We start from the raw sequence: 15,043 nt of genomic DNA, 5'->3' as shown, positions 1-15,043 counted from the left end.
TGTGGAGGTCGAGGATGTCGATGGGAACGATGGCGGCGCTGCTGGGCGGCGGAATCGTGCTCGGTGCGGCGCTCCTGCTGACGATCATCGGGGTGCTGGGCCGTCGCGCACGCGCGGGACGACTCGCGGGTCGCTACACCTCACGCCGGGGCAACTCGTCGGACAACAGTTCGTCGAGCATGGGCGGAAGCTGAACCTCCGGCTGTCGCGGAGGCCGCATGTCGCCGGTCAGCCGCTACCACTGGCAATCCTCATCGCGGTCATCGCTGCCACCAGGGCTGGCATCGATCACCTCGTCCGTCGTCACCGCCCCGAGGTGCGCCGAACGCCAGCTCTGGGCAGACGAGCAGCTCACCCGCACCGCACGCCCACCGATCCACCGGTGATCAAGAGGTTCGCGTCACGACACGCCGCTGGGATGACGCGAACCTCTTGATCACCGGGGCGGGGTGGGGGCGAGAGTGTTCAGGTTCTGCTGGTGGGTGGTGTTCGATCGGATCACCGTGGTGGCCAGTGTGGTGGTGGCCGGGTGGACGCCGTTTTCAGCTCGGCGGTGGCGACCCGGACGGTCTGCGTGAGGTACGCGCGCAGGTGCGCGGCGAGCAGGCGGTGGAACGTCGTCCCGGTGGCCGACCGCAGCGCGGTCAGCTCGTCCGTGGTGATCATGCCCGGCATGTCGTGGCCCTCGTGCGGGTTGGTCGTCGGCGCTCCCGCCTCGCGCAGCAGTTGGCGGGACCGGGTCAGGTCGGATCGGTTGCTGGCTCGCACGTCGGCGGCCAGCCGTCGCCAGGCGGGGTCGGTGGTCCGGGTCGGCACCAGGTCCAGCACCGGTAGCAGCCGGTCCGTCATCGCGGCGGTCAGTTGCAGCCAGGCGATGTCGGTGGGGCTGAAGGAGCCCGCCGATCCGACGCTCGACGGTGTGGACGCGGCCGGCGCGACAGTGGGTGGCCCGGCGCTGTCCGCGGGTGTCCCGCCGGCGCAGCCGGCGAGGAGCACCGCCGTCGTGAGCAGCGCGGCGCGGGCGCGCATACGGCCTCCTTCCGCCCGCGGCGGGCGGGCCCGGCGTGACCGGACCCGCCCCCCTCGGGTGCGACGGTGTCGGCTCAGATCGGTCGGCCGTCGTGCCCGCACTTGATGACCGGCCGGATGCAGTCCTGGACCCGGCGGGCCATCTCGGCTGTCGGCCAGGCGTTGAAGAAGTCGCCGTGCATGGTGTAGCCCGGCCCGGAGGCCAGCCGGAAGTGCGACGGGTCGCCGTTGACCGGGTACCGCAGCACCTGCCGCAACTTCGGCACGTGCACCGGGTGGGTGCTCGGGCAGGCCTGGTTCACCGGGTACGCCAGGTGGCTCTTGTGGTCCGGCGAGTCCAGGTCCCGACCGTTCCAGCACTGCGGGAAGTCCAGGTACGACTCCAGCATCGTGCCGGCGGGGCAGGTGACGAAGTCCTTCGACGGCGGCACCTGCCCGGCGTGCAGGCAGGACCAGCGGGCGATGCTGTCGTTCGGCCCGGTGGCCTTCGCGTTGCCCGCGACGAGTCGCAGGCCCTGCGGGATCGGTTGGGTGTTGGCGACGACGTCGGCGCGGACACCTTCACCGAGGTAGTAGAAGGTGGCGATGGCCGGTTCCACCGCGACGTTGTCGCGGTAGAGGGTCGGCACCCAGTAGGACGAGACGTCCACCGCCGGGTTGCAGGTGCTGGTGGATTTCACCAGGTCGGGAAGCGTGGTGTTGCCGTTCGTCACCGTGCTGCCGAAGAAGCTGTGCATGTGTGAGGCCCCGGGCAGCCCGGGAAAGACGATCGGGTCGTCGGGCAGCCGGTGGCTGTACGCGCAGTCGGCGGGGAATTCGGCGACCCGGATGACGTTGGCGACCGGGGCGGCGTCGGCCCGGTCGGTGGTCCAGGCCAGGTACGTGCCGAGGAGCGTCAGCAGGGCGCCGATCGCCGTGGCGAGGCGTAGCCGGCGGGGGACGTGGGAGAGGGGTGCGGCCCTGTCCATCTCGTGACTCCTGTCGGGGACGGGTCAGGGACAGCTCCGACGCCGCCGCCGAAAGACGTCGGAGGGTGTCCTGGCCGAAAGGGGATGGTGGCCCGGGAACCGGGGCGAGAGAGCGCTCTCACCACATCAGACTGTGCTCCGCGTCGACGGTTGTCAATACGTACGCGGTTGGTGGAAAACGCCAGAAGGGGCGGCCCGACGTGTCGGACCGCCCCTTTCGTGAGACGAGGACGTCAGAAACCGAGGACGCCCCGCCCGCCGACCACGGGCAGCCGCACCTCGCTGTCGTTCGGAGCGACCCGCAGCTCGGTGCCACCCAACGGCAGCAACGTGTACTCCTGGTCGCTGGAGAAGACGACCACGCCGATCCGGTGCCCCGCCGGGAAGATGTAGTCCTTCGGCTCCATCGTCCACCGGTAGTCGTACAGCTTGCCCTGCTTGACCGGCTCGGTGCGCGCGGCGCTCTTGCGGTTCTGCGGGTCCATCCAACCCCGGGTCACCACGGTCGGCGCGGCGCTCGACCCGGCCGGGCCGTAGTCCACCAGGTACGCGGTCAGGTTCGCGTCGGGCTTGTTGTCGATGGCCATCCGCAGCCGCATCTCCGGTCGGCCCGAGATGCGCACGCTCTGGGTCAGCTCGGGGGAGCGGTACGCGAGCCGGTTGGGGCTGGCCGTGTCCGGATCGGCCACCAGGGTGTCCGGGTGGATGGTCCGGCCCTCGTCGACGAAGCTCTGCTCGATCTTGGCCTTCGGCGGCTTGCCAGTGGTCAGAGCGCCCGGCGCGGTGGCGTCGGTCGCCGCGAACCGCAGCCCGACCGCACGCGCTGCGGGGTCGGGCCAGTTGGCGTACGTGGTGTAGGCCCGGTCCTCGCGCTGGAGCACCGCGGTCGGCTCGTCCATGATGCCGTTGCGCACGTTCCACAGCCAGAAGTCGAACCAGCGGTTCTCGGTCTGCTTGTAGGTCCAGGTGTGGCCGTCCGGCAGGGTCACCGAGGCGTTGCTGCCCGGACCGCCGTGCCCACCCTGGTGCAGCCAGATCTTGCGCGGCACGTCGCGCTTCGCGAGCTCGTCCCACCAGCCGGCGAAGTGCTCGGTCTTGACGTTCCAGTCGTTGAGGCCGTGCACGACGAAGACGCTCGCCTTCACGTCGCGGGCGTCCAGGTAGTCGCGGTCCTTCCAGAACGTCGAGTAGTCGCCGGTGACCCGGTCCTGCTCCTTCGTGATCGTCGCGAGTTCGTCGGCGCACTGCCCCTCGGCGCGCGCCTGCCCGGCCGTGTACTGGGCCAGGATGTCCAGGTCCTCGCCCTGGAACGTCCCGGGCGCGACTACCAGGCCGTTGGCCCGGTAGTAGTCGTACCAGCTGCTGATTGCGGAGACCGGCACGATGGTCTTGAGGCCCTTGACCCCGGTGGTGGCCACCTGGTTGGGCAGCGTCCCGTTGTAGGAGACGCCGGTCATGCCGACCGCGCCGGTGGTCCAGCCGGCGGTGACCGGGGCGCCGTTCACGTCGTACGCCCTGGCCCGCCCGTTGAGCCAGTCGATGACCGCCTTGGTGCCGAGCGTCTCGGCCTGGTCGCCGCTGGTTGGGCAGCCGTCCGAGTCGCCGGTGCCGACACTCTGGCCGAGCACCACCGCGTATCCGCGGGGCACGTAGTAGTCGTCCAGTGAGCCGGGCAGGTTGGCCTTCGCCTCGGCCCGCTGGATGCCCATGTCGAGCGCCCGCCGCCCGGAGCGGTCGGTCACCCCGTTCTGCGGCAGGTCGTCGACCAGCACGCTCGGGTACGGCACGTCACCCCAGGTGTCCTTGCGGTACGGGCTGTGCTCGAAGATGACCGGCACCTTGAAGCCCTGGGTGGCGGTCTCCCGGGGGCGGGAGATGTCGATCGCCACCCGGTCGGGGCGGCCGTCGTGGTCGGTGTCCACCGGGGTCTGGACGTACACCCGCTCCTCGATGGCGTCCGCGAGCGAGAACACCGGTTGGGTCATGCCGTCGGCCACCACGATGCCGGTGGGCGTGGCAGGCGCGGGCGGCGCGGCCGTCGCGGTGGGGGCTGCGCTCAGCACCAGGGCGCCGGACACGCCGACGCTGAGAAGTGCGAGATGGCGGGGTCGACGCATGCGCGTCTCCCTTCGGTCGGGCTGGCTGCCGGGTCTCGGCACGGACCAATCGCGAAGATCCATTCGTCGCCATGCTAGGTGCGGGTGGGCGTCGCGTCGATCCCCTCGGGTGGTCACCGCCGGCCGTTTTCCGGGCCGGGGAGGCGGTCGCAATCGAACCGACATCGAACCGGGCACGGTGCCGACACACGGCGGAAACCCTTGCCCGGTGGGAAGAAAAAGTGCTCGTCGCAGGCTGCCGAAGATCGCGTACCGAGACATATGATCTTGCAAAAGTCGCCCAAGAGGCGCATTTGTCCACATGAGACAGGGAGCGAAATGCTCAGAAGAACACGCTGGCTGCTGGCCGTCGCCGTCACGGCCACGGCGCTGACCGCCGTGCCCGGCGGCACCGCCACAGCCGGTCCCGGCGCAGGAGTCCTGCCGGGCACACCCGGCGCCTCCGCCGACTCGAAGACCCACACCGTCACCCTGCTCACCGGGGACGTGGTGACCGTCCGAAGCACCGGCTCGGGGTGCCCGCAGGCCACGGTACGGCCCGTCGACGCGAACACCGTGCTCCGCCAGACCTGCGGCCCGGACGGCCACCTGCACGTCCTTCCCGCCCGCGTCGAGTCCCAGATCGGCTCGACCCTCGACCCCGACCTCTTCGACGTCACCGCGCTGATCGCCGACGGGTACGACGACGAGAGCACCTCCACGCTGCCCGTCATCGTGCAGCCCGCCACCGCCTCGGCGCGGGTGGCCGCACTCGGCGACGTGCGCTCCCTGCCCAGCATCGGCGCGGTGGCCGGCCACGTACCCAAGAAGAGCCCGGCCTCCGCGAAGCTCGCGACCAACTCGCTGCTCGCCGGCGCGAAGAAGGTCTGGCTCGACCGCAAGGTCCGCGCCACCGCGCTGACCGGCGGCGCGAAGCCCGCCGGTCTGGACCGCAACCTCGACCAGATCGACGCGCCGCAGGCGTGGAAGGCCGGCTACACCGGCAAGGGCGTCCGGGTCGCGGTCCTCGACACCGGCGCCGACTTCACCCACCCCGACCTCGCCGGCCGGGTCGTCGAACGGGCCGACTTCACCGCCGAGGGCGGTGACGCGGTCGACCACAACGGCCACGGTACGCACGTCGCGTCGACAATCGCCGGCACCGGCGCGGCCGCCCACGGTCAGCGTCGCGGTGTGGCGCCGGACGCCGGGCTGGTGATCGGCAAGGTCCTCGACGACCACGGCTCCGGCGCCGACTCCGGCATCATCGCCGCCATGGAGTGGGCCTCCACCCGGGCCGACGTCGTCAACATGAGCCTCGGCGGCAGCGAGGCCGACGACGGCAGCGACCCGCTCTCGCTGGCCGTGGACCGGCTCAGCACGTCCACCGGCGTCCTCTTCGTCATCGCGGCGGGCAACAGCGGCGCGCAGATCTCCTCGCCCGGGTCCGCCACCAGCGCGCTCACCGTCGGCGCCGTCGACCGCGACGACAAGCTCGCCGACTTCTCCAGCCGCGGACCGCTGGTGAACAGCCACGCGGCCAAGCCGGAGCTGGTCGCGCCCGGCGTCGACATCGTCGCCGCCCGTGCCGCCGGCACCAACCTCCAGGACCCGATCGACAGGTACTACGAGGGCCTCAGCGGCACCTCGATGGCCACGCCGCACGTCGCCGGTGCCGCCGCGCTGCTCGCCCAGCGTCACCCCGACTGGACCGGCGCGAAGCTCAAGGCGGCGCTCGTCGGTGCCGCCGACCCGCTCAGCGGCGTCGACGCGTACGCCGTGGGGGCCGGCCGGCTCAACGCGGCCCGGGCCCTCGGCGGCCCGACCAGCGACCAGCCGGTGGTCAACCTCGGCACCTTCGCGTACCCGCAGTCCGGCAGCAGCACCACGACGCTGAGCTGGACCGGCGGCGCCACCCCGGCCACGACGGTCCTCGACCTCGACGTGTCGGTCGTCAACCACGACGGCCAGCCGGTGCCGCGCGGCGCGGCGTCGCTGTCGACGAGCCGGGTGACGCCCAGGCGCGGAGCGACGGCGGAAGCGACACTGCGGATCAACCGCGCGGCGTTGGCCAGCCGGCCGGGCTTCTACCTGGCCACCGTCACCGCCCGCACCGGGCGCACCGTCGTCGCGGTAACCCCGGTGAGCTTCTACGTCGAGCCTCCCAGCTACGACCTGACGATCAACACGAAGCCGCTGCCGGGTCTGCGGGACGGCGCGGAGACCTGGATCAACCTCATGGTCGCCAACCTCACCGACCCCCAGATCTACTACGGCGGCGGGTCCGGCACTCCCGGGGAGACCTTCACTCTGCGGGTTCCGGCCGGCCGGTACTCGGTGCTCGGTGCCTCCGTCGCCTACTACGTCGACAGTGACGTGCTGGAGACGACCCTCACCGCCGACGCCGACCTGGACGTACGGGCCGCCCGGACCGTCACCCTCGATCCGGCGGAGGCCAAACCGGTGACGGCCACTGTCGACGGGGTTCCCACCACGCCCACCCGGGTCGACTTCACCAATCTCCAGACCGCGGCGAACGGCCTGTCCTGGTGGCACCAGATCAGCGGCTTCGGCAAGCTGACGACGGTCCGCAGCACCGCGCTGCCGCAGCCCTCGATCGGGTCGCGGCGGACCTGGGCGGCAGTCAACCTGGACTCGCCCGCCGGCACGGCCGAGCCGTACCGCTACAACCTCGTGCACGAGTACGCGGGCGGCGTACCGGCCGACCCGGCGTACCGGGTGACCAGGGCCGAGCAGGCCAGGCTGGCCCGCATCGACGAGCGGTTCCACCAGACCGACTCACCGGAGATGTACACCCAGCTGGTGCGACTCGGCTCCACAGTCGACGGTGTGCCGGTGACCCAGACGTACGAGGGCCCGCTGCCGCCGACGCGCACCGACTACCTGACACCCGAGATCGTCTGGGCCGACGAGGGTGTCTACGGCGGGTTGGCGGCCCAGGAGGCGCCCCGCAGCTACCAGCCGGGCAGTCGACAGAGCAAGGTCTGGGCGCGGCAGCCGCTGCACTCGGACTGGTACGACGACCCGGCGGGCGTCGACTCCAGCTGCGCCACCGCACCGGCCCGGACGCGGGGCAACCTGCACCTCGACCTCGTGTCGTTGACCGACCAGCACCAGCGGGCCGACTGCCTGCGGGGCGAGGCGATCGGTGTGAAGCGCACGCTGTCGCTGTACCGCGACGGCAAGCTTGTCGAGCAGCGGCAGGGCCCGTTCGGCGACTTCACGGTGCCGCAGGCGATGGCCGACTACCGGGTGACCCTCGACGTCGACACGAGCCTGATCCTGCCGATCTCGACCAGGGCCACCACCTCGTGGACGTTCCGGTCCGCCGGGCCGGACGGGACGCAGAGCGTGCCACTGCCGCTGCTCGCTGTCGACTACGCCCTGCCCATGGACCACGACAACCACCCGGTCGGCGGAACGGCCGAGCTGACCGTCCGCCAGGCGCACGGCGTGCGGGCGCAGAAGGTGACGTCGATGCAGGTCTGGACGTCGACCGACGACGGCGCCACCTGGAAGGCCGCCCGGGTCACCGGCAGCGGCGACACCTACCGCGTCGACCTGCCGAAGGTCGCCCCCGGGCAGGCCGTCTCGCTGCGGGTCAAGGCCGCCGCCAACGGCGGTAGTGGCATCGACCAGACCATCATCCGGGCGTACCACGCCGGCTGACGGTCACCGCGCGGGTGCGGTCCGGCTCCGGCCGGGCCGCGCCCGCGCTCGTCACTGGCCCTCCCAGACCGCCTTCGCGCCGGAGTCGCCGGTACGGACCACGTAGTACACGGCGATGCCGGCGGCCACCACCGACAGCACCTGCAACACAAGCGTCAGCGCCCGACCGCCGCGCGCGCCCTGCACGCCGCGCGGCGCGACGAACCAGACCAGCGCCAGCGCCACGACGCCCAGCCCGATCGCGGCGTAGAGGGTGAGGTCGCCGAAATCCTGGTGCGCCTCCAGCTTCGGCACGAACTCGGGCGTGACGCGGTTCGCCGAGCGCATCCGCGCGAAGAACGCGTCGCCGGTGAGCTTCGCCAGCAGGGCGGCGACCGGTGCGCCCACGGCGAGCAGGCCCAGCACCCAGCGCGTGTGCGGCCGGATCGGCGCGACCAGCGCGTACGCGATTGTCAGAAGGGCCAGCAGCGGCACGAACACGACAGCGGCGTGCAGCACGAGAGGGTGAGCGGGGATGCCCAGGAACTCTTCGAACATTCGGCGACTCCTCCGGCCAGAGCGGATCTCGATGATCCAGGCTTGGAGGCTATCGGTACCGACTGGGCGTGCCCAGAGCCAACTGTCAGCTCCGCGACCGCGGGAGACAGTCCTTCTTGTACTTCAGGCCGGAGCCGCACCAGCACGGATCGTTGCGCTCCGGTGGCCAGGGCACCCGCGAGCTGGGTCGCGCCGACACCTCGGCCGCGTAACCGGCGCGGATCGCCGCGTCGGTCGGGTCGCCGTCGCGTCGACCGGCGAACGCGTGCAGGCCCGCCACCGTCGCCCTGAACACGCCCAGCCCGGTCCGGCCGGCACCCGTCAGCCGTACCAGCTCCTTCTCCAGCCGGGCCCGGTGCGCGTCCCAGTCCGGCCCGTACACGTCGGTCAGCTCGGGGTGCGCGGCGAGCAGACTGTCGAACTCCTCCCGGGGCCAGAGGAGCAGATCGGTATCACCGCCCTGACGCTCCGCCGCGCGGCGGACGAGCTGGTTCTCCAGGCGGTCGGCCAGATCGTCCTGCCGGTCGTGGGTCAGGTTGAGATTCCGGCGTACCCGGTGGCGCTGTTGCAGCAGGGAAAAGAGCACACCTGGCGCGTCCGGCGGACCGACCTCCGGGTCGGCCGTCACTCCGGTCCGCTCACCCAGCAGACTGTCGACCGCCTCGCTCAGCCATGTCTCGGCGACCGCCGAGCGGCCTGCCGCGTCCAGCGCCGCGCTGACGTAGGCGGGCGCGTCGGGCTGCGTGAGCAGCAGCGGCCGCAGCGCCGTCAGCTCCGCCATCGCCTCGTCGTCGCGGTCGCCGGCCTGGAACATCACCCGGGCCCGCAGCGCGCGGACGACGCCGGCCCGGGGATCGTCGGCGGACGGGTACGCCGCGAGCGCCTCGTCCGCGTACCGCATCGCGGCATCGGGCCGGGCCCGGATCTGGGCGATCTCGGCGGCCAGGGTCAGCGCGTCCCCGGCGTCGTCCGGATCCTCCAGCCGGCCCTGCCGGGCCGCCTCGGCGACGTCGGCGGCGACACCGAGCGGGTCGGCCGTCCCGAGCACCGAACGGCGGAGTTCGGCGAGGTCAGCCTTGGTGAGTACGTCTCTCGTCGGCACGACCTCACGGTACGTCGGCGTGCTTCCGCCCGGCCGAATTATGGCCATCTGCCGTCAACCAGACCTCGATAGCGTCCGGTCGCCAGTTTCTCGACCAGATCGCACAAAGGCGGAGTTATGGGCACGGTGGATCGCCGTACGTTCCTCAAGGCAATGGGTGTTCCCGCGATCGGTGCGGCGCTCCCGCTGGACCTCAGCAAGGCGCTCGCCATCCCGGCGAACAACCGGACCGGCTCGATCAACGACGTCGAGCACGTGATCATCCTGATGCAGGAGAACCGGTCCTTCGACCACTACTTCGGCACCATGCGCGGCGTACGCGGCTTCGGCGACCCCCATCCGGCGACACTGCCGTCCGGCAAGGACGTGTGGCACCAGCCCAACGGCGCCGACGAGCTGCTGCCCTTTCGCCCCGAGGTGAAGGACCTCGGCCAGACCTTCCTGCCGGACCCGCCGCACGGCTGGAACGACGGGCACGCCGCCTGGAACGACGGTCGGTTCGACGGGTGGGTGCCCAACAAGGGCGTCACGGCGATGACGTACCACACCCGCCAGGATCTGCCCTACCACTACGCGCTCGCCGACGCCTTCACCGTCTGCGACAGCTACCACTGCTCCCTGATCGGCCCGACTGACCCGAACCGCTACCACATGTGGAGCGGCTGGGTCGGCAACGACGGCAAGGGCGGCGGCCCGGTCATCACCAACGCGGAGGCCGGCTACGACTGGTCGACGTACCCGGAGCGGCTGGAGCGCAACGGCATCTCCTGGAAGATCTACCAGGACGTCGGCACCGGCCTCAACGCCGCCGGATCCTGGGGCTGGACGAACGACCCGTACATCGGCAACTACGGCGACAACTCGCTGCTCTACTTCCACAAGTACCAGAACGCGCAGCCCGGAACGCCCCTCGCGGACCGGGCCAAGACCGGCACCGAGATCCGCACCCAGGGCCGCGACCCGGAGGCGCTGCTCGCCGACTTCCGGGCCGACGTGGAGGCGGGACGCCTGCCGCAGGTCTCCTGGATCACCGCGCCCGAGGCGTACACCGAGCACCCGAACTGGGAGCCGGCGTACGGCTCCTGGTACATCTCGCAGGTCATCGACATCCTCGCCGCGAACCCCGAGGTGTGGAGCAAGATGGCGCTCTTCATCACGTACGACGAGGAGGGTGGCTTCTTCGACCACGTGGTGCCACCGACGCCTGCGCAGACGCGCGAGCACGGGCAGTCGACAGTGCCCACCACCAACGAGATCTTCCCCGGCGACGCCGACCACCCGGCCGGCCCGTACGGCCTGGGCATCCGCGTCCCGATGATCATCGTGTCGCCGTGGACCCGCGGTGGCTACGTCAACTCCCAGGTCTTCGACCACACCTCGCTCATCAAGTTCCTGGAGACGCGGTTCGGGCACGGCCGGCCCGACCTGGTCGAGAAGAACATCACCCCGTGGCGGCGGGCCGTCGTCGGTGACCTGACCACGGCCTTCGACTTCCGGCACCCGAACCGGTCGCGCGAGGTCAAGCTGCCGGACACGGACGACTTCAAGCCCGACGACCTGGTCCGGCACCCCGACGAGGTGCCGGTGCCCCCGGCGAAGGGGCGGCTGCCGAAGCAGGAGCGCGGCGTACGCCCGGCACGGCCGATCCCGTACACCCTGCACGCCGACGGCCAGGTCACCGACGGCGCGTTCCGGATCGACTTCCGCAACACCGGCGGCGCTGGCGCGGTCTTCCAGGTCCGCCAGGCGGGCAGCACGGCGGCCCCGCGCAGCTACACCGTCGAGCCGGGCAAGCGCCTCACGGACACCTGGGCGATCGAGTCCTCCTACGACCTGTCGGTGCACGGGCCGAACGGCTTCTACCGCCGGTTCACCGGCGGCCGGTCACCGCTCGACGTCACCGCCGCGTACGACGAGCACGACCACAAGATCGTCCTCACGCTGGGCAACCGGGGCGCGAAGCGGGTCGAGGTGACCGTCCGGGACGGCTACCACTCCCGTCCGGTGACGCTGGCGCTGCGGCCCGGCCAGGCGGAGCGGGCGACGTGGGAGCTCACCCGCACCCACGGCTGGTACGACCTGGCGCTCACCGTCGCGGGTGACGCCGGCTTCGAGCGCCGGTACGCCGGTCACGTCGAGAACGGCAAGGACAGCATCAGCGACCCGGCCCTCGGCGGGCTCGTCTGACCGGCGCCGCGCCACCCGGGTCGTTACCGGCCCGGGTGGCGCGGCGTTTCAGTCGTCGTCGCCGTGCCCGGCGGAGGCGGCCGGGGTGTTGCCCCACACGGCCTTGGCCCCGGAGTCACCCACCCGGTAGACCTGCACCAGGTTCGCGACCGCCACGACCACGGCCAGCACCGCGACCACCACCGCGAGCGCCCTCGGCGTCCGGCGGGAGTCGCCCGGCCGGGTGTCGCGGCGGTGCAGCCAAAAGAGCGCGACGGCGGCGACCAGCAGGGGAATGGCGAACCAGAGCAGCGTGTCACCGAGTTCGGCGTGCTCGCCCGGGTCGCCGACCCGGTGCTCCAGGCTCTCCCCGCTGGAGGTGGCGAGCGGGATCGCGGCCGTCGCCAGCGCGGTGATCAGGACGACGAGCCCACCGTAGCGGCCCCGCCACGACGGTCGGACGGCCAGCGCGACGACACCGAGCGCGGCCAGCGGCAGGAGGACCACCACCGCGTGCACGACGAGTGGGTGCAGCGGCAGTCCGTTGACGGTGTCGGGCACGGGGTCTCCTCGGCGCTCGGGATGTCACTGCCCGTCACCATATTGCCGATTTCTTGCGAAGTTCTTGCGGCGTCGAACGTCATCCGACCCAGCGACGGCGTCGATGGGTCGCTCAGGCTGCCGGCAGCAGCAGCGTGAACGTGGCACCCCCACCCGGAGCGCCGGCCACCGTGATCGACCCCTGGTGCGCGTGCGCGACCTGCTGCACGAGCGCCAGGCCCAGCCCGAACCGGCGGCCCGCCCCGGCCGTGCCGTGCGCGAAGCGCTCGAAGAGCCGGTCCGCCTCGGCCGGGTCGAGGCCCACACCGTCGTCGGTGACCTCGACGGCCACCTGACCGGCGTGCCGTCGCACGGTCACGGTGACGTGCCCGCCAGCGGCCACGTGCCCGATCGCGTTGTCCACCAGTGCGGTCGTCGCTCGGCGCAGCGCCGTGCGCGCTCCGCGGACCGGGGTTTCGCCGGAGGCCTCCACGCGCAGCTCGACCGTCCGCTCCCGGGCGTACTCCCGCATGCTCGCGACCACCTCGCGGGCCACCTCGCTCAGATCGACGACCGCTGCCGGTGGCGGCTCATGCTCGGCAGCGGCGGACACCAGCAGGTCCTCGACCACGTCGCCGAGCGCCCGGGTGTCCGCCACGAGCTGGTCGAGCTGATCGGTGAGTCGCGCCGCCGGCCCCGTCTGGGATCGTCGGGCCAGCACCTGCGCACGGGTGTGCAACACGGTGAGCGGGGTGCGTAACTCGTGCGAGGCGTCCGCGACGAAACGGCGTTGCAGAGTCAGCGCGGTGGCCAGGGGCGCGACCGCCCGCCGGGCGAGCAGCGCCGCGGCCACCAGCGCTCCCGTCAGGCCGGCCAGTTCGGCGACCAGCAGCGCGATGCCGAGTTGCCCCTGGCGTTGGCGCAGCGGCGCGAGATCGGCGGCGACGGCCCAGCGGCTGCCGTCCGCTCGGTCGGCGACCAACACCCGTACCCGCTGGTCGTCTCCCGCGTCCGTGTCGAATCGCCCCGGCTGCCGTTCCAGCGCGTCGCCGAGCACGCGGGCCAGCTCCGGCGAGGCGCTCTCGGTCACCTCGACGGCACCGGAGCCGGCTGCCCGCTGGGCCAGGAACTCGCCGGGCGGCGGGTCGTCGGTGTCCTCGGCCATCGTGAGCACCTGCGCCAGCTCGGTGTTCAGCGCCCGCGATTCCTGCCGACTGGTGAGGACGAACATCAGCGCACCGACCAGCAGCAGCACCACGCCGATCGCCCCGGCGGTCTGCGCCACACTGCGCCGTCGGGCCTGAACCAGCCGGGCCTCGTCCACGCCGTCAGACCGCGCCGATCCGGTAGCCGAGACCGTGCACCGTACGGATCGCCCCCCGACCCAGTTTGCGACGCAGGTGGTGCACGCAGGCGTCGACGCTGCCCGGCGCGTCGGCGTGGTCGAACGCGCTGCTCAGCAGCTCGGCACGCGTGAAGACCTTCGTCGGCCGGCCGGCGAGGGCGCGCAGCACGGCGAACTCGCGGGCGGAGAGCGGAATCTCCTCGTCGTCGTCAAGCACCTGTCGGTTTCCCACGTCCAGCCACCGTCGCCGCCCCAGCGGCAACCGGCCCGCCGCGTCCTGGTGTCGACGGCGCAGTGCCCGCAGTCTGGCCAGCAGTTCAGGGACCTCGAAGGGCTTGACGAGGTAGTCCTCGGCGCCCGCGTCGAGCCCTTGCACCCGGTCGTCCAGGGTGCCCCGGGCGGTGAGCAGCAACACCGGGCACGTCACACCCCGCGCCCGCAACCGGGTGACCAACCCCAGCCCGTCCAGCACGGGCAGCCCTCGGTCGACCACCAGCACGTCGTAGTCGCGGGCCAGGGCGCGGTGCAGGCCGCTCTGCCCGTCGCCGGCCACCTCGACCTCGTACCCCTCCTCGGTGAGCAGGTCGGTGAGCAGCGCGCTCAGCGCGTTGTCGTCCTCGACCAGCAGCAGGCGCGGGCGGTCAATCTCCACCCGCCCAGTATTCCCCCTGGCCACGATCCCGCTTGGGAGGCTCAGAACTCCTCGTACACCGCCGGGTCCTGGTCCGCGAGCCGCCCGTCCGGGCGGCCCAGCGCGGTGATGGCCTCGACCTGCGCGTCGCTGAGCGTGATGTCGAAGACGTCCAGGTTCTCGATCTGCCGCTGCGGCGACGCGGCCTTGGGCAGCGGGATCACCTGGCGGGCCACGTGCCAGGCGAGGATGGTCTGCGCCGGGCTGACGCCGTGGGCGTTCGCGATCTCGGTGATGACGGGATGCCGCTGCAGGTCGTTGCCGTGGCCGAGCGGGCTCCAACCCTGCACGAGGATCCCGTGCTCCCGGTGGTAGGCGAGCGCCTCCCGCTGCGGGAAGTACGGATGCACCTCGATCTGGTTGACCACCGGAGCGACCCCGGTCTCGGCCACCAGCCGGTCGATGTGCTCGGGCAGGAAGTTCGACAGACCGATGTGTCGCACCAGCCCGCGCTCCCGTGCCTCGATGAGCGCGCGCCACGCCTGCACGTACCTGTCGACACTGGGGTTCGGCCAGTGGATCAGGTACAGGTCGATCCGGTCGAGGCCGGTGCGGAACACACTCTCCTCGATCGTCGTCAGCGCCTCGTCGAAGCCGTGGTGCCGCCCCGGCAGCTTCGAGGTGACCACCAGTTCACCGCGTACGTCGCCCGCCGCCCGAGCGGCCCGACCCACCGCGCCCTCGTTCTCGTAGTTCACCGCCGAGTCGAGCAACCGGTAGCCCGCCCGGATCGCCTGCCCGATCGCGTCGACACCCGCCGAGCCGTTCAGCCGGTACGTGCCGAGCCCGATCGCCGGCAGTGTGGTGCCGTCGGCGGCCGTCAGGTGCGGAATCGTCATGATCGAAACCCTACCCGCGCGAGCCGCCCGTGGGCCGTGC

12 protein-coding genes are annotated in these 15,043 nt (G+C 71.8%); 3 read left to right on the top strand and 9 right to left on the bottom strand.

Going from position 1 to position 15,043, the window contains the following annotated elements:
* Nucleotides 1-14 precede the first annotated feature (14 nt).
* A complete protein-coding gene (locus AB0B39_RS10340; protein WP_357574099.1) occupies nucleotides 15-194 on the top strand; it encodes a hypothetical protein in 180 nt (59 codons plus the stop codon).
* 304 nt (nucleotides 195-498) lie between these two features.
* On the opposite strand, the gene AB0B39_RS10335 is transcribed toward AB0B39_RS10340, so the two are convergent.
* From AB0B39_RS10335 to AB0B39_RS10325, 3 genes are all read right to left on the bottom strand, one after another.
* Nucleotides 499-1,029 carry a DUF305 domain-containing protein gene (locus AB0B39_RS10335; RefSeq protein WP_357574098.1) on the bottom strand — a complete coding sequence of 177 codons (531 nt, stop codon included), beginning with the start codon at nucleotides 1,027-1,029 and terminating at the stop codon, nucleotides 499-501.
* A 74-nt stretch (nucleotides 1,030-1,103) separates the two neighbouring features.
* A complete protein-coding gene (locus AB0B39_RS10330; protein WP_357492530.1) occupies nucleotides 1,104-1,997 on the bottom strand; it encodes a DUF1996 domain-containing protein in 894 nt (297 codons plus the stop codon).
* Nucleotides 1,998-2,230: 233 nt separating this feature from the next.
* Nucleotides 2,231-4,114: a Xaa-Pro dipeptidyl-peptidase gene (locus AB0B39_RS10325; protein ID WP_357574097.1), complete on the bottom strand. Its 1,884-nt coding sequence runs from the start codon at nucleotides 4,112-4,114 to the stop codon at nucleotides 2,231-2,233.
* A 318-nt stretch (nucleotides 4,115-4,432) separates the two neighbouring features.
* On the opposite strand from AB0B39_RS10325, the gene AB0B39_RS10320 reads away from it, so the two are divergent.
* The gene (locus AB0B39_RS10320; protein WP_357574096.1) at nucleotides 4,433-7,783 is read left to right on the top strand and encodes a S8 family peptidase; all 3,351 of its coding nucleotides are present in this window, start codon (nucleotides 4,433-4,435) and stop codon (nucleotides 7,781-7,783) included.
* Nucleotides 7,784-7,834: 51 nt separating this feature from the next.
* On the opposite strand, the gene AB0B39_RS10315 is transcribed toward AB0B39_RS10320, so the two are convergent.
* Both AB0B39_RS10315 and AB0B39_RS10310 read right to left on the bottom strand, forming a co-directional pair.
* Nucleotides 7,835-8,320, bottom strand: a complete 486-nt coding sequence (locus AB0B39_RS10315) for a DUF2231 domain-containing protein (RefSeq protein ID WP_357574095.1) — start codon at nucleotides 8,318-8,320, stop codon at nucleotides 7,835-7,837.
* An 85-nt stretch (nucleotides 8,321-8,405) separates the two neighbouring features.
* Nucleotides 8,406-9,422, bottom strand: coding sequence for an SEC-C metal-binding domain-containing protein (locus tag AB0B39_RS10310; RefSeq protein ID WP_357574094.1), 1,017 nt, complete (start codon nucleotides 9,420-9,422; stop codon nucleotides 8,406-8,408).
* A gap of 117 nt (nucleotides 9,423-9,539) precedes the next feature.
* Between AB0B39_RS10310 and AB0B39_RS10305 the strand changes: the two genes are divergently transcribed.
* Nucleotides 9,540-11,609 (top strand): phosphocholine-specific phospholipase C, encoded by a 2,070-nt coding sequence (locus tag AB0B39_RS10305; protein WP_357574093.1) that lies wholly within the window; start codon nucleotides 9,540-9,542, stop codon nucleotides 11,607-11,609.
* Between the two features lie 48 nt (nucleotides 11,610-11,657).
* Here the strand turns inward: AB0B39_RS10305 and AB0B39_RS10300 are convergent, their stop codons facing one another.
* The 4 genes from AB0B39_RS10300 to AB0B39_RS10285 all read right to left on the bottom strand — a co-directional run bounded on the left by AB0B39_RS10300 (nucleotide 11,658) and on the right by AB0B39_RS10285 (nucleotide 15,003).
* Nucleotides 11,658-12,149: a DUF2231 domain-containing protein gene (locus AB0B39_RS10300; protein WP_357574092.1), complete on the bottom strand. Its 492-nt coding sequence runs from the start codon at nucleotides 12,147-12,149 to the stop codon at nucleotides 11,658-11,660.
* A 112-nt stretch (nucleotides 12,150-12,261) separates the two neighbouring features.
* Entirely contained in the window at nucleotides 12,262-13,452 is a 1,191-nt protein-coding gene (locus AB0B39_RS10295; RefSeq protein WP_357574091.1) for a HAMP domain-containing sensor histidine kinase, read from the bottom strand.
* A gap of 4 nt (nucleotides 13,453-13,456) precedes the next feature.
* Nucleotides 13,457-14,125: a response regulator transcription factor gene (locus AB0B39_RS10290; protein WP_357574090.1), complete on the bottom strand. Its 669-nt coding sequence runs from the start codon at nucleotides 14,123-14,125 to the stop codon at nucleotides 13,457-13,459.
* A 41-nt stretch (nucleotides 14,126-14,166) separates the two neighbouring features.
* The gene (locus tag AB0B39_RS10285; RefSeq protein WP_357492512.1) at nucleotides 14,167-15,003 is read right to left on the bottom strand and encodes an aldo/keto reductase; all 837 of its coding nucleotides are present in this window, start codon (nucleotides 15,001-15,003) and stop codon (nucleotides 14,167-14,169) included.
* Nucleotides 15,004-15,043: the final 40 nt, after the last annotated feature.

The sequence above is a fragment of the Micromonospora sp. NPDC049114 genome, assembly GCF_040648635.1.
Lineage (GTDB): Bacteria > Actinomycetota > Actinomycetes > Mycobacteriales > Micromonosporaceae > Micromonospora.
This window is presented reverse-complemented; position numbering and strand designations above follow the sequence as displayed.